21 protein-coding genes are annotated in these 17,853 nt (G+C 43.6%); 1 reads left to right on the forward strand and 20 read right to left on the reverse strand.

Annotated features, from left to right (window positions below; all coding sequences use genetic code 11):
- Positions 1 to 78: 78 nt before the first annotated feature.
- The 12 genes from recO to AC623_RS13380 form a co-directional block, all read right to left on the reverse strand.
- Positions 79 to 852, reverse strand: coding sequence for a DNA repair protein RecO (gene recO / locus AC623_RS13325; protein ID WP_049663236.1), 774 nt, complete (start codon positions 850 to 852; stop codon positions 79 to 81).
- Positions 853 to 876: 24 nt separating this feature from the next.
- Complete coding sequence (locus AC623_RS13330) at positions 877 to 1,032, reverse strand: YqzL family protein (RefSeq protein ID WP_082174549.1); 156 nt, start codon at positions 1,030 to 1,032, stop codon at positions 877 to 879.
- Positions 1,033 to 1,141: 109 nt separating this feature from the next.
- On the reverse strand, positions 1,142 to 2,062 hold the full coding sequence (gene era, locus AC623_RS13335; protein WP_049663241.1) for a GTPase Era: 921 nt from the start codon (positions 2,060 to 2,062) through the stop codon (positions 1,142 to 1,144).
- A complete protein-coding gene (locus tag AC623_RS13340; RefSeq protein WP_049663244.1) occupies positions 2,055 to 2,453 on the reverse strand; it encodes a cytidine deaminase in 399 nt (132 codons plus the stop codon). Before AC623_RS13340 ends, era begins: the two co-directional genes overlap by 8 nt.
- An 88-nt stretch (positions 2,454 to 2,541) precedes the next feature.
- A complete protein-coding gene (locus AC623_RS13345; protein ID WP_049663247.1) occupies positions 2,542 to 2,931 on the reverse strand; it encodes a diacylglycerol kinase family protein in 390 nt (129 codons plus the stop codon).
- Positions 2,909 to 3,382: an rRNA maturation RNase YbeY gene (ybeY, locus tag AC623_RS13350; RefSeq protein WP_049663249.1), complete on the reverse strand. Its 474-nt coding sequence runs from the start codon at positions 3,380 to 3,382 to the stop codon at positions 2,909 to 2,911. Before ybeY ends, AC623_RS13345 begins: the two co-directional genes overlap by 23 nt.
- A 263-nt stretch (positions 3,383 to 3,645) precedes the next feature.
- Positions 3,646 to 4,608 carry a PhoH family protein gene (locus tag AC623_RS13355; protein ID WP_049663252.1) on the reverse strand — a complete coding sequence of 321 codons (963 nt, stop codon included), beginning with the start codon at positions 4,606 to 4,608 and terminating at the stop codon, positions 3,646 to 3,648.
- A complete protein-coding gene (yqfD, locus tag AC623_RS13360) occupies positions 4,559 to 5,800 on the reverse strand; it encodes a sporulation protein YqfD (protein ID WP_049663255.1) in 1,242 nt (413 codons plus the stop codon). The genes AC623_RS13355 and yqfD overlap by 50 nt, the downstream gene beginning before the upstream one ends.
- Before the next feature lie 12 nt (positions 5,801 to 5,812).
- Positions 5,813 to 6,097 carry a sporulation protein YqfC gene (gene yqfC, locus AC623_RS13365; protein WP_049663258.1) on the reverse strand — a complete coding sequence of 95 codons (285 nt, stop codon included), beginning with the start codon at positions 6,095 to 6,097 and terminating at the stop codon, positions 5,813 to 5,815.
- A gap of 58 nt (positions 6,098 to 6,155) precedes the next feature.
- Entirely contained in the window at positions 6,156 to 6,545 is a 390-nt protein-coding gene (locus tag AC623_RS13370; protein ID WP_049663260.1) for a hypothetical protein, read from the reverse strand.
- A 27-nt stretch (positions 6,546 to 6,572) separates the two neighbouring features.
- Positions 6,573 to 7,571: a flotillin-like protein FloA gene (gene floA / locus AC623_RS13375; RefSeq protein WP_049663263.1), complete on the reverse strand. Its 999-nt coding sequence runs from the start codon at positions 7,569 to 7,571 to the stop codon at positions 6,573 to 6,575.
- Positions 7,572 to 7,583: 12 nt separating this feature from the next.
- A complete protein-coding gene (locus AC623_RS13380) occupies positions 7,584 to 8,909 on the reverse strand; it encodes an NfeD family protein (RefSeq protein ID WP_049663264.1) in 1,326 nt (441 codons plus the stop codon).
- Between the two features lie 100 nt (positions 8,910 to 9,009).
- Here AC623_RS13380 and AC623_RS13385 point away from each other — a divergent pair, with 100 nt between their 5' ends.
- The gene (locus AC623_RS13385; protein ID WP_049663267.1) at positions 9,010 to 9,219 is read left to right on the forward strand and encodes a hypothetical protein; all 210 of its coding nucleotides are present in this window, start codon (positions 9,010 to 9,012) and stop codon (positions 9,217 to 9,219) included.
- A 650-nt stretch (positions 9,220 to 9,869) separates the two neighbouring features.
- Here the strand turns inward: AC623_RS13385 and AC623_RS13390 are convergent.
- From AC623_RS13390 to dnaK, 8 genes are all read right to left on the reverse strand, one after another.
- Positions 9,870 to 10,316 carry a GatB/YqeY domain-containing protein gene (locus tag AC623_RS13390; protein ID WP_049663269.1) on the reverse strand — a complete coding sequence of 149 codons (447 nt, stop codon included), beginning with the start codon at positions 10,314 to 10,316 and terminating at the stop codon, positions 9,870 to 9,872.
- 19 nt (positions 10,317 to 10,335) lie between these two features.
- Positions 10,336 to 10,509: a 30S ribosomal protein S21 gene (gene rpsU / locus AC623_RS13395; protein WP_041097322.1), complete on the reverse strand. Its 174-nt coding sequence runs from the start codon at positions 10,507 to 10,509 to the stop codon at positions 10,336 to 10,338.
- A gap of 134 nt (positions 10,510 to 10,643) precedes the next feature.
- The gene (gene deoC, locus AC623_RS13400) at positions 10,644 to 11,327 is read right to left on the reverse strand and encodes a deoxyribose-phosphate aldolase (RefSeq protein ID WP_082174424.1); all 684 of its coding nucleotides are present in this window, start codon (positions 11,325 to 11,327) and stop codon (positions 10,644 to 10,646) included.
- Between the two features lie 178 nt (positions 11,328 to 11,505).
- Positions 11,506 to 12,849, reverse strand: a complete 1,344-nt coding sequence (gene mtaB, locus AC623_RS13405) for a tRNA (N(6)-L-threonylcarbamoyladenosine(37)-C(2))-methylthiotransferase MtaB (RefSeq protein WP_049663271.1) — start codon at positions 12,847 to 12,849, stop codon at positions 11,506 to 11,508.
- Between the two features lie 5 nt (positions 12,850 to 12,854).
- A complete protein-coding gene (locus AC623_RS13410; protein WP_049666618.1) occupies positions 12,855 to 13,607 on the reverse strand; it encodes a 16S rRNA (uracil(1498)-N(3))-methyltransferase in 753 nt (250 codons plus the stop codon).
- A gap of 188 nt (positions 13,608 to 13,795) precedes the next feature.
- The gene (prmA, locus tag AC623_RS13415; RefSeq protein ID WP_049663274.1) at positions 13,796 to 14,737 is read right to left on the reverse strand and encodes a 50S ribosomal protein L11 methyltransferase; all 942 of its coding nucleotides are present in this window, start codon (positions 14,735 to 14,737) and stop codon (positions 13,796 to 13,798) included.
- A gap of 22 nt (positions 14,738 to 14,759) precedes the next feature.
- Positions 14,760 to 15,872 (reverse strand): molecular chaperone DnaJ, encoded by a 1,113-nt coding sequence (dnaJ, locus tag AC623_RS13420; protein ID WP_049663275.1) that lies wholly within the window; start codon positions 15,870 to 15,872, stop codon positions 14,760 to 14,762.
- Positions 15,873 to 16,020: 148 nt separating this feature from the next.
- Positions 16,021 to 17,853, reverse strand: a complete 1,833-nt coding sequence (gene dnaK, locus AC623_RS13425; RefSeq protein ID WP_049663277.1) for a molecular chaperone DnaK — start codon at positions 17,851 to 17,853, stop codon at positions 16,021 to 16,023.

Genomic DNA, 17,853 nt, shown 5'->3' on the forward strand with positions numbered 1-17,853 from the left:
CATGTACTCCATTCCTTCACTGCAGCCAACTATTTATTTGATTGAATATAAAAAACTTAATCGAAAATAGAAAATTTGTCAATCCTCTTCTTGTTCTTTATTGAGCAGCGACTGCATTCGTTCCATTTGATCGAGAAATTTGCGTGATTTTAAATAAATCCCGGAATATTCATCATAATAAAGCGAAATAGCTTTTCTCAATTCTTTTTTCGTTTCTTCTTTTACATTAATATTGCCAAGCCGATTTAAATCAAAAAAATAAAACAGCCGCAAAAGCTTAATAGCAGCTTGTGACAATGGCAGTAAGTAGGGATCGATTTCAAAGCAGCGGTGACATAAGAAGCCATTTTCCCGAATAGAAAAAGCAAATCGACCTTCCCGGCTGCCGCAATTCACACAACTGGACAACTCGGGATGCAGGCCGATCACTTGCAGCATCTTCATTTCAAAAATAGCCGTTAAAATTTCAGCGTCATAGCCTTCGTTCAAATAGTGAAGAGACTGCTCGAACAGCTCATACAAGTAGGGGTTAGGCTTTTTTTCCTCTGTGCTTTTGTCGAGCAGTTCAGCCATATAAGCAGCATGTGCCGACATTATCAAATCTTCACGGAGATGCCGCATCGACGTCAGCATTTCACCTTGCTGCAGCGTGCCAAGCCCGCTGCCCGACTGGACTAAAAAACTGCCATGCGTAAACGGCTGTGTAATAGAAGAAAGGCGGCTGTTTGGCTTTTTTGCTCCTCGCGCCATAAAGGCCAGCTTGCCTTTCTCCCGTGTAAAAATAGTAACTACTTTATTGGTTTCACCATAATCGGATGTTCGAATTACGATTCCTTCAATCTTTTGAAGCATGAGAAGGCCGTCCTTTCATCCTCCTCAATTAGTCATTTCGGCAACCGGAAAATCGGGACTAGCCAATTGCTGCTCTTGTTCAAATGGGGAATATTTGCCGCCTTTTTCAATCTCCTTGTATAAAAGATACATCTCGACACTTCCCGTTTCTGAAAAGACTTTCCATGTAAAATCTAACATGTTTTTCCCGCCTTTCTTAATTGAAACTGGCATTTGCCTTTGGCTTCCTTATTAGCTTCACCGATTCCTTTTTGATTATGAGGAGCAAAAATTTCTAATTATCCACTGATTAATATTCATCTTCGCGGAATCCGAAATCACGAAGGTTTGATGCTTTATTACGCCAGTCTTTTTGGACTTTTACCCATAGTTCTAAAAATACTTGCGAACCAAGTAAATGTTCAATATCCTGACGTGCCCGCTGACCAATTTCTTTAAGCAAAGCGCCCCGCTTCCCGATGACGATTCCTTTTTGTGAATCACGCTCTACGACAATGGTAGCCATGACATTAATGATCTCTTTATCCCCTCGCCGCTCTATCTTATCGATCACCACGGCAATCGAATGCGGGACTTCCTCTCTCGTTAAATGGAGGACTTTTTCCCGAATAAGCTCAGAGATGATAAAGCGCTCCGGGTGGTCCGTTACTTGATCAGCCGGATAATATTGCGGTCCTTCAGGAAGCGTTCCTTCAATCTGTGCCAGCAAACGTTCTACATTATTTCCCTCTAAAGCGGAAATCGGAATAATTTCCGCAAACGGGTATAAGCCTTTGTACTGATCGATTAATTTTAATAGTTGATCAGGATGAATCTGATCGATTTTATTTACGACAAGAAAAACGGGTGTATGAATGCCTTTTAATTTCTCAATAATGAATTCATCACCGCGTCCGTAGCCCTCCTCCGCGTTAACCATAAAGAGCACAAGGTCAACTTCCTTTAACGTATTAACAGCGACTTTCATCATAAAGTCTCCAAGCTTATGCTTCGGCTTATGAATACCCGGTGTATCAATGAAAATCATTTGAGCATCTTCTTTTGTATAAACTCCCTGTACTTTATTTCTCGTTGTTTGCGGCTTATCGCTCATGATGGCGATTTTCTGGCCGATTACTCTGTTTAGGAACGTAGACTTTCCTACATTGGGCCGGCCAATAATGGAAATAAAGCCTGATTTATAGGTTGAATTTGTGTCTTGTCTATTCATGTAAATCCTCCGGTGAAAATGCTCCTGGCAGCAATTCTTTAACAGTAGTTTCTTCAACGTCACCTTGCAGGTTTGTTAAAATCACTTTCATGTCTGGTGTGCAAAGTTCAGAGATAACTTGGCGGCATGCGCCGCACGGAGGTACCGGGCGGTCCGTATCAGCAATAACCGCCAGCGCCGCAAACTCCTTTTCTCCCTCAGACCACGCTTTAAACAAAGCCGTTCTTTCTGCACAATTACACATGCTATAAGCAGCGTTCTCTATATTACATCCATGGAAGACCTTCCCATCCTTCGTCAGAAGTGCCGCTCCTACTTTAAATTTCGAATAAGGAACATAAGCACGCTCTCTTGCAACAGTTGCTTCCTTAATTAATTGTTCTTTTTTCACTTTTTATGCTCCTTCACTTTCTATTTTAATATAAAATAGCTTTTTTGTAATTCGTTTAGCTTTATTTTTTCTGAAAAATCTAAATTATCTAAAATAAAGAATATATTTTTGGTAAAAAAATGATCGCTCCCACTATAATAGAGAGAAGGGAAAACCACAAGACAGCCCCTGCTGCCAAGTCCTTCGCCTCTTTTGCTAATGGCTGATAATCTTTCGTTACCAAATCAACCGTTTTTTCTATCGCAGTGTTGATGATTTCAAGTGTCATCACTCCAAAGATCATGAGTAAAATGAACAACCATTCTACACGTGTCAAAGAGAAATATACCCCCGCCAGTACCACTCCTGACGCAGCTGCGAGATGAACACGGAAATTAGGCTCTTTTACTACAATCCTTAATCCGTTTAGCGCAAAGCGAAAAGAAGAGAGGAACCGTTTCCAGCGGAATGTTTCCTTATCGTTGCAATCCGAATTCATTCAAAATTTCCTTCTGTTTTGCAAACATAACCTTTTCTTCTTCCTCTGTCATATGATCATACCCAAGCAAATGAAGAAGGCCATGGACAGCTAAAAAGCCCAGCTCTCTCTCAAAGCTATGACCGTACTCAACAGCCTGCTCTTTCGCCCGTGTAACCGAAATAATAATATCTCCTAGTACCCGTGGCAAATCTTCCGCACCTGTAATCTCTATTTCATCTTCATCCATTTCTTCTAACGCAAAAGAAATAACATCTGTCGGCTCGTTCTTTCCACGGTACTCTCGGTTGATTTCTTGAATTTTTGGATTATCCGTAAAAGTGACTGACACCTCACTGCCATCCGCTACACTTTCCTTTTCAGCTGTCAGCTCTAATAACGCCTCTACAAGTTGAAAAGCTTTCGATTCCAGCTCTTCCGTTTCATCTATCATATCGATGACTAGACCCATTTCCTTCCTCCATTCTTTTCTTTCCCTTCCAGCAAATAAATGGAACGGTACTTTATATCCATATAGTATCATTTTCTCTTGTACGTAAAATCATAACAGGTTTCTCAAAAAAAATCATGTTCCGCTCTACGAAAAGAAAAACAGCCAGTCCTTAGACTGCCTGTTCGAGCCGTTCCCAAACGTTCACTTTCTTCGTTGCTCGCCTGTCTGCGGGCTCATGACCTTGATGGTCACTCCGCTCCTCGAAAGACAAGCACTTGCCATCAACTGTCCATTTCCTCATAGGCTTGAATGATTCGGGCAACAAGCGGATGGCGGACGACATCACTTTGCTCTAAATAAATAAAAGAAATGGACGATACACGATTTAAAATATGTTCCGCTGACACAAGCCCTGATTGCGCTCCTTTTGGCAAGTCGATTTGCGTGCGGTCACCAGTAATGACCATTTTTGATCCGAAGCCGAGCCGTGTTAAAAACATTTTCATTTGAGCTTTTGTTGTATTTTGTGCTTCATCTAAAATCACAAAGGCATCATCAAGTGTCCGGCCGCGCATATAAGCAAGCGGCGCCACCTCAATCGTTCCCCGCTCAATGAGCCGCTGTGTGTGCTCTGTACCCAATACATCATGCAGCGCATCATATAGCGGACGTAAATATGGATCGACTTTTTCCTTTAAATCTCCGGGCAAGAACCCAAGGCTCTCGCCTGCTTCTACAGCCGGCCTCGTTAACACAATCCGTTTGACTTGTCCTGTTTTTAAAGCATGCACAGCCATCACGACCGCCAAATAGGTTTTTCCTGTTCCTGCCGGGCCGATACCAAACACAAGATCGTGTTTACGGATCGCCGTTACATATTCTTGTTGGCCAAGTGTTTTGATCCGGATAGATTTCCCTTTTGCATTCTTAGTAATTTCTTGGTCATATAATTCGTCCAAATATTCAATCGTTCCATTTTTCGCCATTTGCACAGCATTCATGACGTCCCGCTCTCCTATGTTAATGCCTTTGCGAATAATAAGGAGAAGACGGTAAATGATTTCTCTAACCAGTGCTGTGTTGGCTTCTGTGCCAGCTATATGAATCGTTTCTCCCCTTGTAATAAGAGATACATCAAATTCCTCTTCTAAAGTGGTTAGGTTTTTATCCGATACTCCGAGTAATGCTGCTGCCTCATTCGGATTTTCGAGCTGGATGTTCATTACGTTCTTTTCTTCTGGCATTCTCTTTGTCTCCTTGAGTGATTGGTTTCCCTACAGCTATATTTTCTAGTACTTGGAAGTGTATAGATAATTTAACTTTACCATTCGTGAACTGTCTCTGCAAAATTTTTTGACCGCGAATTTCCGCTTTTTCAGGCAATTTTGACTCTAGATCGCCTCTTGCAATGGCTAATGCCTGCTGTTCCGCTTCCTTTTCTGTATAAGAACGGCTTGTTCTTCTGCTTTCATAATACGTTTTTTCTACATAGTTGATCGGCAGCTTCATTCCAACAAAAGAAACAGAATGTACTTGCTCGTCCTTCTTATAGTTTGCAAAAGAGTGACTTTTAAATCCCCATATAGGAAATCTAAATGCCTGGACCTCAAACATATGCTTTTTTACTTGACGGCCGGTCAGGACTTGGAATTCTGTTGTTATAGGCATCTCGACAGTTGTTTTATACCACGTTTCTCCAAGAACTTCGCCATCAGCAGCCACTTCTCTTACCTTTTCTTCTGTTCCAATGAACCCTGAGACAAGCAGCTGGCCTTTATGAACAAACTGATCTCGTTTCACGGTGGCCTGTCCTTTTTTAACAAACAATTTCACCACGACTGCTTCTTTAGTTGCCACAAGGTGCTGAGGGCCGTTCTTTTTCTTCTCTTTTGGTTCATTTTTTTCTACAACTCGGAAATGAAACGTGCTGCCTTTCACTTCTACGCCAATCCAAGTTAATCCTTCAATCTGATTTAACAGTTTGTGTTGAATGGTTTCAGGATCATCCATTCCGAAGATAAATCGCCCTTTTTCAACTCCCATACTAGCTAATTCCTTGCGAATTTGGTGTTCCATTTTGGGGCTTGCCCCACCAATATCGATCCGCCACACGATATTTGACAACAATAAAATAACAACAAAGAAGGCAACGATCCCGACTGCGAATCCTGAGCTTTTCCACAGTCTTTTCAGTAAAAAAGGGAAGCCTTCTCCCCTATAAAAGCGTATCTCCCCCTCAAATGTGCGTGCTTCTCTTCTCACCTTGTGAATATGCTGGAGCGAACAGGAAAATGTGATCGCCTGCTCACTTTGCCTGCTTACCTGCCAAATAGGGACTCGCGAACGAATCAATCGATTAATAAAGCGTTCCGCTCCTTGCCCCTCCACTTTTACAAAAATAATACCTTGAAAAAAAGCAAGCCACTGATTGTTCAAGCTTTTTCCCCCTTACCCATCCAAATAAACGAGCTTTTCAATTTTTCCTTCAATTAATATTTCTTCTGGCAAGATGGTCTTGATCGTAAACGACTGTCCTTTAATTAACAACTGACCTTTCGTGAGCATTAATCTTACTTCTTTATCCGAGAAAGCAAGCAAGCCTCTATGATTTTCAATATAGATATGGAGCTGGCCAATCATCGTGATCCGGGGAAGGTCCATCATGACATCTTCGGGTAGATTCAGCGATTTTGTCAGCCAGCTTCTCATTTGCTCTCCCCACTTTTTTGTCATAAAAAAGAACCCCCCTCTCCTTTCAAATGTATGAAAGGAGAGGGGGGAACATGTCAGTTTATTTCCGTCTCAGCGCTTTAGGAGGGGCAAGGATTTCTGCCAAAATGATTCCTTTTACTAAATCGTCCGCCTCTGCTTCAAAAGCGGGCTCGGCCGCAGGAGAATCCTTTGCTTGATCTTCTTGAAAACGGCTGAGACGGCCTGCCGTTCTGTCACGGCGTGGGGTTTCCCTTTTGATTTCTTCATATCTTTCTTTTACGTCTGTCTGCTTTTTCTGAACAGAGTTACCGGCTTCTTTCTTCGTCTGCATAAACACATCACTTACAGAAGGAGAATCCGGCCGTTTCGGTCGTTCTATTGGCTTTTTCTCCTCTTTCTTCTCACCTTTTAGCCGGCTAGTCATAACCGAGATGAGTCCGACAATAATGGCTATAATGATAGACTCCATAGAGGACCTCCTTCAACAAAGCACCCCTTAATTGCCTTGATTCTTTCCGTCTTTATTGCCACCAGCCATTTTACCGATTGAACCCCGCATCCCTGTGTCTGCATCAATATTTTTATAATTCATATAGTCCATCACACCAATGTTGCCTGTTCGTAAGGCTTCTGCCATAGCAAGCGGTACGTCTGCTTCGGCTTCTACTACTTTCGCCCTCATTTCTTGGACACGCGCCTTCATTTCCTGCTCGTTGGCCACAGCCATCGCCCGGCGCTCTTCCGCTTTTGCCTGGGCAATGTTCTTGTCTGCCTCAGCCTGCTCTTTTTGCAGCTCGGCACCGATATTTTTGCCGATATCTACATCCGCAATATCAATCGATAAAATTTCGAATGCCGTACCAGCGTCTAACCCTTTACTCAGTACAGTTTGCGAAATCATATCAGGATTTTCAAGCACTTTTTTGTGGTTATCACTAGAACCAATCGTACTAACAATCCCCTCACCAACACGGGCAACAATGGTTTCCTCGCCTGCTCCACCGACGAGCCGTTCGATGTTAGCGCGTACTGTAATACGGGCTTTCGCCTTTACTTCAATCCCATCCATCGCCACACCGGCAATAAACGGTGTTTCAATCACTTTTGGGTTGACACTCATTTGGACGGCCTCTAACACGTCACGGCCAGCGAGATCGATCGCCGCACACCGTTCAAAGGACAATTCAATATTAGCTCGCTGTGCGGCAATTAACGCATTGACAACGCGATCTACATTCCCTCCCGCTAAATAATGGCTTTCCAATTGATTCGTCGTCACATTTAATCCGGCCTTTGAAGCTTTAATCATCGGATTCACGACACGGCTTGGAATCACTCGACGGAGTCTCATTCCAACTAACGTAAAAATGCTTACTTTTACACCCGCTGCTAAAGCAGAAACCCATAGCATAACGGGAACAAATGTAAAGAATATGGATAACACAATAATACCAATAATAACTGCTGCAATAATAAACACAAAGCTAATATCCATTAGATTGCCCCCTTATTCATCCATTTCTCGGACCACGATTCGTGCTCCTTCTACCTTTACGACTGTTACTTCTTTTTCCGCTGCAATGAAACCACCCTCGCTGACCGCATCAATTCGTTCATTATCAATAACGACTGTACCGGCTGGCCGGAAAGGTGTCTTTGTTACGCCTGTTTTTCCAAGAAGCTCTACACGGTTTACATTTGATACATAACCATTTTCCGTATTGGTAGAATCGGTCAGAATGATCTTTTTGAAAAATTTCATTTTTTTACCAAACACCTTTACCATTAAAATCATAGCCACTATTGAAACTGTCATGGCAATTACTAGCGATAACCCCATCCATTTTACGTTGTCTCCTGCCAGTAAAATGCTCCCTGCTAGAGCAGAGATGCCCAATATACCGGCTATTCCGCCTGGGAGGAACAATTCAGCTACAATGAGCAGTGCTCCTATCGCAAATAGCAAAACAGACTCATAGCCAGCAAGACCTGCAACTAAGTGGCCGTAGAAAAACAAAAACAAAGAGACAAGGCCGACAGATCCAGGCAGCCCAAAACCTGGTGAATACAGCTCAAGAATCAAACCTAGACTGGCTAAAGATAGCAAGATCGGCACAATGATTGGATTCGTTACGAAGCGGGCCACTTTTTCTGCCCAGCTTTCTTTCACTTCTACGATAGGTGCCCCTGCTGCCTTCTCGTGCTGCAAGACGTCTTTTAGCTGGTGGACAGTTGCTTTTGAATAACCTGTTTCAAGTGCTTCCTTGGCCGAAAATGTTAACAATTCACCTTTGCCTGCATTGTATTCAGGCAAATCCACATCAGGGTCAGCCATCGCGATTGCATACTTTGGATCAAGACCGTTCGTTTGAGCAGCGCTTTTCATAGCAGAGCGCCAGTAGCTTTGTGCCTTCTTATCCGCCATGTTCCCCTGCTGGTCAATAATCGCTGCTGCTCCCATTTGGCCATTAGGCACCATATAAATCGCATCTGTATGAAGAGAGATAAAGGCCCCTGCTGATAATGCCCGGTCGTTAATAAAAGCAACCGTTCGCGTATCCGTTTCATCTAACAGCTTGCCAATCTCGCCAGCAGCATCAACAGCCCCGCCCGGTGTATGGATATCCAACACAATCAGCTGTGCCCCATTGTCCTTTGCTTCTTTAAATGAACGTTTCATAAAGGCGTACAGCCCTTTTTCCACTTCATCCTGCACCGGCACGACATACACAGGCTGTTCTTTAGTTTGTGAAAAAACCGGAAAGTTGAATCCTGCCAAAATAAGTAACACTCCAAAGAATAGACCGAATCCTCTCCTTATGAAACTCACCACCTCTCTACAACTCCTTTTTCTTCTATACGTATAGTCTAAGGAAAAAGTTTCAAAAATATAACAATAAAAGCGGAAGCGGCCCGATTAGCCCGATAGGAGGTTGGAGGTTCGACAAGGAGTCTCTCTTCAGACTCCGACAGAGAGACCGAAACCACCGTACGGGCTGGCCGCTGCAACTGGACAGCAGAAAAGCGGAAGGCGCTTGTTTAGTGCGATAGCAGATTGGAGCTCTCGACGAGAAGTCGCTTTTCAGACTTCGATAGAGAGAGCGAAATCAGCGTACGCACTAGCGCCTGCAGCTGGACAGTAATAAAAGCGGAGCGGACTGCTCTGCCCCGACAAGCATAAGACGAAATGGCGAAGTGGCGTTCTTCAGCCACACAGCCAGGTCGGCTTATGACCTCGAGGGGCAAGGAGGCGCAGCTGGACAGAGAAAAGCGGAGCCGACCGCTCTGCCCCGACAAGCATAAGACGAAATGGCGAAGTGGCGTCCTTTAGCCACACAGCCAGGTCGGCTTATGACCTCGAGGGGCAAGGAGGCGCAGCTGGACAGAGAAAAGCGGAGCCGACTGCTCTGCCCCGACAAGCATAAGACGAAATGGCGAAGTGGCGTCCTTTAGCCACACAGCCAGGTCGGCTTATGACCTCGAGGGGCAAGGAGGCGCAGCTGGACAGGAAGAAAAGCGGAGGGTGCTTGTTCAGCGGTGTATGGACTGGACGGCTCCGCATGAGATAAAGGAAACACGAAGAGCGGAAGCGATTCGATGTTGACTTATCGCAAGAAGGAGCAGGAAGTCCACTAGCCGCTAAGCACCCGCAGCTGGACAGAGAAAAGCGGAAGGCGCTCGTTTAGCATGCTAGCGGATCGTGGACAAACCAGCTTTTTTCGTGAATAACATAAACAGTTCGGCAATAAAAATAACTATAAAAAAAGATGACAGGATCACCTGTCATCTTTTTTTAAGAAAGTTTTTGCTGAACGAGCTTGTTGACGAGACCGCCATCAGCCCGGCCTTTTATCTTCGGCATTAATGCGCCCATTACTTTGCCGATATCTGCTTTAGAGGAAGCATTTACTTCAGCGATGGTTTCTTGAACAATCGCTTCTAATTCTTCATCTGAAAGCTGCTCTGGCATATATGAGTTCACGTAAGTCAGTTCAGTTTGAATTTTAGAAACGAGGTCAGCACGCCCCGCCTTTTCAAATTCATGGAGGGAGTCTTTGCGCTGTTTCACTTCACGAGAAAGAACTGCCAACTCTTGATCTTCTGTTAACCCTTCACTGCCTACTTTAATGGCTTCATTCTGCAAGGAAGCTTTTAACATGCGGATCACAGTTAATTTTTCTTTTTCTTTGTTTTTCATCGCTTGCTTGATGTCGTCATTTAAACGCTCGAGAAGACTCAAAGTATTACCCTCTCTCTCATTAGAACTTACGTTTTCTAGCCGCTTCTGATTTCTTTTTACGCTTTACGCTTGGTTTTTCATAAAATTCACGTTTTCTTGCCTCTTGTAAAGTTCCAGTTTTGGAAACAGCACGTTTGAACCGACGTAGAGCGTCTTCAAGCGATTCGTTTTTACGAACAACTGTTTTTGACATATCTCTTTCCCTCCCTCCGAACACTTACGATTACATGTTCCGTAACGGAAATTCCATGTACCAAATAATTATAATACAAGCCAGTAGGACGGTCAAGAAATTCCTTTTCAACCATCGATATGTTTATTCAGCTCTTAATAGTCTGACTTCCCTTTCAGTCCTTGAACAATTTGTACACCCGAGCTGGCTCCAATTCTCGTTGCTCCAGCCTTGATCATGCTAAGAGCATCTTCCTGGCTGCGCACCCCTCCAGATGCTTTTACGCCAATGTCTGGACCGACTGTTTTCCTCATTAGCCGCACATCTTCCTCTGTTGCTCCTCCTGTAGAAAAACCGGTAGATGTCTTTACGTAATCAGCACCCGCCTCAACAGATAACCGGCAAGCCCGTTCTTTTTCCTCATCCGTTAACAGGCTCGTTTCGATAATCACTTTTGTCAATGCTTTTCCACGTGCCGAAGCAGTCACAGCTTGAATGTCTTTTAACACGGTCTCATCGTCGCCGGCTTTTAAGGCACCAATATTAATGACCATATCGACTTCTGTTGCTCCATTTTCAATAGCATCTTTTGTTTCAAATGCTTTTACTGCCGTTGTAGTAGCCCCTAATGGAAAGCCGATTACGGTACATACTTTTACCTTTGTGCCTTCTAGCTGCTCGCTTGCATAAGCGACCCAAAATGGATTTACACAAACAGAAGCAAACTCATAAGCTCTTGCTTCTTCACAAATTTTTTTGATTTCTTCTTTCGTTGTTTCTGCTTTAAGCAGCGTATGGTCAATTGTTTTTGCAATATCTCCGAATTGATCTGTTATCAAGTGACTAATCTCCTTTTCAACAAGTTGTCCGTACCTCTACTTATAGAGTACCATCGAATGAGAAAAATGGCGAGTATCTTGAGCAGCTTTTCTACTTGTTTTCTTTTACCATACCCTTTTTCAAGTAAAATAAAAGCCTTTCATACAATTTTTATGTATGAAAGGCTTTTATTTTATATTAAACAGTCGGTTCTAACTCTTCATCCATTACACGAACGAATTGGCCTTCGTTAAATGGATAGCCTGCTTTTGTGATTTTTACTTTTACGATCTGACCGACCATTTCCTCAGTTGCTGGAAAGACTACTTTTAAATAATTGTCTGTATAGCCCATGTACAACCCTTCTTCTGTTCCTTCTTTGAAAGACTCTTCAGGAATCACTTCTAATACTTCACCTTCAAAGCGGGAAGCATACTCTTTCGCAAGCTGGTCAGAAAGCGCAATAAGGCGGTGGACCCGATCGTTCTTTACTTCTTCATCAATCTGATCGTCCATGCGCGCTGCTGGTGTGCCTGTCCGCTTCGAATATGGGAAAACATGAAGCTCCGAAAATTGATGTTCTTTAATAAAATTGTATGTTTCCATGAACTCTTCTTCTGTCTCACCAGGGAAACCTACAATAACATCTGACGTAACTGCCAGTCCAGGAAGGGCTTGTTTCAACCGGTTTAAACGGTCAGCGAAAAACTCCATCGTATATTTACGGCGCATTCTTTTTAAAACGGTATTAGAGCCGGACTGCAGCGGGACATGTAAATGTCTAACAACAATGTTAGAGCGATCAATTACTTCAATGACTTCATCTGTAAGCTGGCTCGCTTCAATGGAGGAAATACGAATCCGTTTTAATCCTTTTACTTTTTCCTCCAAGTCCGTTAACAGCATAGCCAAGTTATAATCTTTCATATCAGAACCGTAACCGCCCGTATGAATACCCGTTAACACAATCTCTTTATAACCAGCATCCACGAGCTGTTGAGCCTGGCGAATCACTTCTTCCGGGTCACGGGAACGCATTAAGCCGCGAGCCCATGGGATAATGCAAAAGGTGCAGAAATTGTTGCAGCCCTCTTGGATTTTTAAAGAAGCACGTGTGCGGTCTGTGAAGGCCGGAACGTCAAGCTCTTCGTAGACGCGGTTTTTCATAATGTTGCCAACACCATTGATTGGCTGGCGTTCTTTTTTATATTGCTCAATGTATTCTAGCATCTTGACACGGTCTTGCGTACCGACTACCACATCTACCCCTGGAATAGCCATGATTTCTGCCGGAGAGGTTTGCGCATAACAGCCCGTTACACAAATAACCGCATCTGGGTTTTTGCGAACAGCACGCCGGATTACCTGCCGGCTTTTTTTATCACCTGTGTTCGTTACCGTACACGTATTAATAACATATACGTCAGCAGTTGCTTCAAATTCTACACGGTCGTAACCTTGACCTTTAAATAATTGCCAAATTGCTTCCGTTTCATAATGATTTACTTTACATCCAAGTGTTTGGAATGCCACTGTAGGCATGATCATCACCTCATTAGTTCAAAATGGTAGGAGATGGCAGACAATGCGTAAAGTGGAGCTGTTTCCGTCCGTAAAATTCGTGGACCGAGTCCACATGGAATAAATCCGCTGCTCTTTAGCTCTTCTGCTTCCTTCTCCGATATTCCGCCTTCGGGACCAAAGACAATCAACACTTCATCGCTCGGCTGCATTTCGTTCAACAATTGATGAAATGCCGTCTTTTCCCCTTTTTTACTTTCTTCTTCAAACGCATATAATTTAAACGGATACTCTCGTCCGATTTGAATTAATTGTTGAAAATCTACCGGTACGTGTACTTCCGGCACGCGGTTTCGTTGAGATTGTTCAGCTGCTTCTTTAGCAATTTTTGCCCAGCGCTCTGTCTTTTTCGCAGCTTTCTTCTCATCCCACTTTACGATGGAGCGATCCGCATGAAAAGGGACAAACTTGCTTGCACCAAGCTCTGTTCCCTTCTGAATGACGAGTTCAAGCTTATCCCCTTTCGGCAGGCCGCTCGCAATCGTGACAGCAACCGGCAGCTCTTTTTCATCATGCAGCCATTCCACAATAAAAGCAAGGGCACGGTCAGCGGAAATATCTTCAAGTTCTACTCTTGCCGACGCTCCATTTGGGAAAACGACCGATACATGGTCTCCTTCCTTCGCACGCATTACGCGTTTTAAATGGTGAAAGTCCTCTCCCGCAATTATTACTTTTTCATCGTTTTCTGGCTTGTCATTTAAAAAATATCGCTGCACCATTGCCACCCCATCTGCCAAAGTTTCGTTCAGGCTGTTGATAAACGCCCGCTTGCTGCGGTGCTTAAGACTTTCTCGAATACATCGCTCTCGATCGGGCTTCCCACTTCGAGAGAGGAACGCTTTCAGCCAGCCTGAATGATTAAAATAGACTTTATCTATATTCTCTCTTTTCTTATCTGCACTGTTTATTGCTTTTTAGCAATAATCGCCACCCAGTCTTCCATTAAAACCGTTTCTTCTACAACGAACCCGGCAGCTTCCACTGCTTCTTTGACTAGGTCTTTCTTCTGACCGATAATGCCTGATGAAATAAAATATCCGCCTGGTTTTACTTTTTTGGCTACGTCTCCCGTAAAAGAGAGAATCACCTCAGCCAATATGTTCGCCACAACGACATCCGCTTGCTCATCAATTCCTGCGAGCAAATCATTTTTTAATACAGTCACCGTCTCAGCTACTTTATTTAATTGAACATTTTCTTTTGCTGATTCAACAGCCACTTCATCAAGATCAAGAGCTGTCACTCTTTTTGCTCCGAGTAGAGCGGCTCCAATGCTTAGCACACCTGAACCGGTACCTACATCCACGACGTAGTCTCCCGGCTGCACATAACGTTCTAACGCTTGCAGACACATGACCGTCGTTGGGTGCGTACCTGTTCCAAATGCCATTCCCGGATCAAGCTCAATGATTAACTCATCGGTGCTTACCGGCTCATATCGCTCCCACGTCGGCACGATCGTAAACTTCTCGGAAATTTTCACTGGATTATAGTATTGTTTCCAAGCCGTTGCCCAGTCTTCTTCAAATACCTCGGTTAATTGTACTTCATTACGGCCAATGTCGATACCATAACTAGCCAGATTTCTGATGGATTCTTGTATGCCTTCTACCGTTTCAGCGAGAAAGCTGTTAACAGACAAATAAGCTTTCACAATAACAATGCCTTCTTCTGGATAATCCTGAGGATTGAGCTCATAAATTTCACCAAACTGGTCTTCTCTTTCCCTTGTCAGTTCAAGTGGATCTTCAATGACAACTCCGCTTGCACCTGCTTCATGCAAAATGTTTGAAATTGGTTCCACGGCTTCATTTGTTGTTTGAATACTAATCTCAGACCACTTCACGTCTTGCCAGCTCCATTCTCATTTAGTCACGCTTTAATGCGCGTTTCACTTTATCAAAAAAGCTTTTTTCCTGCTCATCCAGCATTTCACCGCTTGCTTCCGCGAATTCGCGCAGCAAATGCTTTTGTTTTTCATTTAGTTTTGTTGGGGTGATCACTTTTACACGAATATGCTGATCTCCTGTTCCATAGCCGCGTACGTTAGGCACACCCTTTCCACGCAAGCGGAATTTTGTACCGGTCTGCGTCCCGGCTGGCACTTTAAGCTTTACCTTGCCATGGATAGTCGGTACTTCGATTTCGTCGCCAAGGGCTGACTGAACAAATGTAATTGGAATTTCACAATAAATGTCATCGCCATCCCGATCAAACAGCTCATGAGGAAGCACACGGAATACAATAAATAAGTCACCTGCAGGGCCGCCATTTATTCCCGGCTCTCCCTGGCCTGCTACACGCAGCTGCTGACCGTCATCAATTCCGGCTGGTATCTTAATATGGATCTTTGTATTCTTTGTTACGACACCGTCTCCGCCACAAGTCGAGCACTTTTCTTTGATCAAATTGCCCGTTCCGTTACAGTACGGACACGCACGACGGTTCACAATACGGCCAAACGGAGTATTCTGCTCAACATTCAATTCACCTGTACCGTGACAATGACTACACGTTTCAGGTGTGGTCCCTGGTTTAGCGCCTGTGCCATGACAAGTATCACATGTTTCTTCTTTTGGAATTTCAATATCTGTTTCTTTTCCAAATACAGCCTCTTCAAAACTGATCGTCATTGTATATTGCAAATCTGCCCCCTGGCGCGGAGCATTTGGATCTCTCCGGCGGCCGCCGCCAAAGAAGGTGCTAAAAATGTCTTCAAAACCGCCAAAACCGCCAAAATCCTGCCCGCCAAAGCCTTGGTTAGGATCAGTATGGCCAAATCGGTCATATTGAGCCCGTTTCTGATCGTCATTTAACGTTTCGTATGCTTCTTTAATTTCTTTAAACTTTTCATCTGCACCGGCTTCTTTATTAATATCAGGATGATATTTTTTGGAAAGCTTCCGGTATGCTTTTTTAATTTCATCTTTTGAGGCGCCTTTTTCAACACCCAGCACTTCATAATAATCTCGTTTACTCATATGATTGCCCACTCCCCGACTCATTTCACATAAAGGCTATTTTAACATAATTGCTTAGCAATAGTGAATATTATTCATTGAAAAAAGCCAAAGCCAAGAAATCCTGACTTTGACTTTTCAATGTCTGAAAGGCAGACGTGTACGGCAATTATTTCTGGTCGTCTACTTCTTCAAACTCAGCGTCAACCACATCGTCGCCTTTTTGGCCAGATGCTTGTGCATCTGCTCCTTGAGCTTGCTGTGCCTGTTTCGCTGCTTCTTCATATAATTTTACTGACAAGTTTTGCACGATTTCGGACAGTGCATCTTTTTTCGTGCGGATTTCTTCGATTTCATTTTTCTCAAGAGCCGCTTTTAATTCTTCTTTTGCGTCTTCGGCTTTTTTCACTTCATCCGCATCTACTTTGCCTTCCAGCTCTTTCAATGTTTTTTCAGTCGTAAAGACAAGCTGATCTGCTTCATTTCTCAATTCTACTTCTTCTTTTAGCTTTTTATCTGCTTCTGCGTTTTCTTCCGCTTCCTTCACCATGCGGTCGATTTCTTCATCGGATAAGCCGGAAGAAGATTTAATCGTAATATTTTGCTCTTTGCCCGTTCCAAGGTCTTTCGCGCTAACATTTACGATACCGTTTTTATCGATATCAAATGTTACTTCAATTTGTGGAATGCCACGTGGCGCCGGCGGAATATCCGTTAATTGGAAACGGCCAAGCGTTTTGTTGGCAGAAGCCATCGGGCGCTCCCCTTGAAGAACATGGATATCAACTGCTGTTTGACTGTCAGCTGCTGTAGAGAATACTTGAGATTTTGATGTCGGGATCGTTGTATTCCGTTCGATTAACTTCGTAAATACGCCGCCCATTGTCTCAATTCCAAGTGAAAGCGGTGTAACGTCTAAAAGAACAACATCCTTAACATCCCCTGTTAATACACCGCCTTGTACGGCTGCTCCCATCGCCACTACTTCATCTGGGTTTACCCCTTTATGCGGCTCTTTTCCTGTTGCTTTCTTGATAGCTTCTTGAACAGCAGGAATACGAGTCGATCCACCTACTAAAATAACGCGGTCGAGCTCAGAAGCTGAAATGCCGGCATCAGAAAGCGCCTGACGTACTGGTCCCATCGTACGTTCAACTAGATCAGCAGATAATTCATCAAATTTCGCACGAGTTAATGTTACTTCTAAATGAAGTGGTCCTGCTTCTCCTGCTGTGATAAACGGCAGGGAGATTTGCGTAGAAGTCACACCAGAAAGATCTTTTTTCGCTTTTTCTGCTGCATCTTTCAAACGCTGCATCGCCATTTTATCTTTTGATAAGTCAATACCGTTTTCTTTCTTGAACTCTTGTACTAAATAGTCGATAATGACTTGGTCAAAGTCATCACCACCAAGGCGGTTATCACCCGCTGTAGAACGAACTTCAAATACACCATCGCCAAGTTCAAGAATAGATACGTCGAATGTTCCGCCGCCTAAGTCATAAACGAGAACAGTTTGATCTTCATCCATTTTATCCATTCCGTAAGCAAGAGCAGCTGCAGTCGGCTCGTTAATGATCCGTTCCACTTCAAGACCGGCAATTTTTCCGGCATCCTTTGTTGCTTGGCGCTCTGCATCGTTAAAATAAGCCGGAACAGTAATAACGGCTTTTTCTACTTTCTCGCCTAAATAATCTTCTGCATATGATTTTAAATATTGTAAAATCATCGCTGAGATTTCTTGAGGAGAATATTCTTTTCCTTCTACCTCAACTTTATGGTTTGTTCCCATATAACGTTTGATGGAAATGATCGTGTTAGGATTTGTAATCGCTTGGCGTTTAGCCACTTCCCCTACTTGGCGTTCACCATTTTTGAATGCAACAACAGATGGTGTTGTCCGGTTACCTTCTGGGTTTGGAATAACTTTTGGTTCTCCACCTTCGAGAACCGCCACACATGAGTTTGTTGTTCCTAAGTCGATACCGATTATTTTACTCAT

This window comes from Bacillus sp. FJAT-27231 (assembly GCF_001183975.1).
Classification (GTDB): Bacteria; Bacillota; Bacilli; order Bacillales; family Domibacillaceae; genus Pseudobacillus; species Pseudobacillus wudalianchiensis.

What these genes read in the sequence shown, in the direction of transcription:
- recO (WP_049663236.1), bottom strand. Translation starts at nt 852, where the DNA reads ATGCTTCAAAAGATTGAAGGAATCGTAATTCGAACATCCGATTATGGT.
- AC623_RS13330 (WP_082174549.1), bottom strand. Translation starts at nt 1,032, where the DNA reads ATGTTAGATTTTACATGGAAAGTCTTTTCAGAAACGGGAAGTGTCGAG.
- era (WP_049663241.1), bottom strand. Translation starts at nt 2,062, where the DNA reads ATGAATAGACAAGACACAAATTCAACCTATAAATCAGGCTTTATTTCC.
- AC623_RS13345 (WP_049663247.1), bottom strand. Translation starts at nt 2,931, where the DNA reads ATGAATTCGGATTGCAACGATAAGGAAACATTCCGCTGGAAACGGTTC.
- ybeY (WP_049663249.1), bottom strand. Translation starts at nt 3,382, where the DNA reads ATGGGTCTAGTCATCGATATGATAGATGAAACGGAAGAGCTGGAATCG.
- AC623_RS13355 (WP_049663252.1), bottom strand. Translation starts at nt 4,608, where the DNA reads ATGCCAGAAGAAAAGAACGTAATGAACATCCAGCTCGAAAATCCGAAT.
- yqfC (WP_049663258.1), bottom strand. Translation starts at nt 6,097, where the DNA reads ATGACAAAAAAGTGGGGAGAGCAAATGAGAAGCTGGCTGACAAAATCG.
- AC623_RS13370 (WP_049663260.1), bottom strand. Translation starts at nt 6,545, where the DNA reads ATGGAGTCTATCATTATAGCCATTATTGTCGGACTCATCTCGGTTATG.
- floA (WP_049663263.1), bottom strand. Translation starts at nt 7,571, where the DNA reads ATGGATATTAGCTTTGTGTTTATTATTGCAGCAGTTATTATTGGTATT.
- rpsU (WP_041097322.1), bottom strand. Translation starts at nt 10,509, where the DNA reads ATGTCAAAAACAGTTGTTCGTAAAAACGAATCGCTTGAAGACGCTCTA.
- mtaB (WP_049663271.1), bottom strand. Translation starts at nt 12,849, where the DNA reads ATGCCTACAGTGGCATTCCAAACACTTGGATGTAAAGTAAATCATTAT.
- dnaJ (WP_049663275.1), bottom strand. Translation starts at nt 15,872, where the DNA reads ATGAGTAAACGAGATTATTATGAAGTGCTGGGTGTTGAAAAAGGCGCC.
- dnaK (WP_049663277.1), bottom strand. Translation starts at nt 17,853, where the DNA reads ATGAGTAAAATAATCGGTATCGACTTAGGAACAACAAACTCATGTGTG.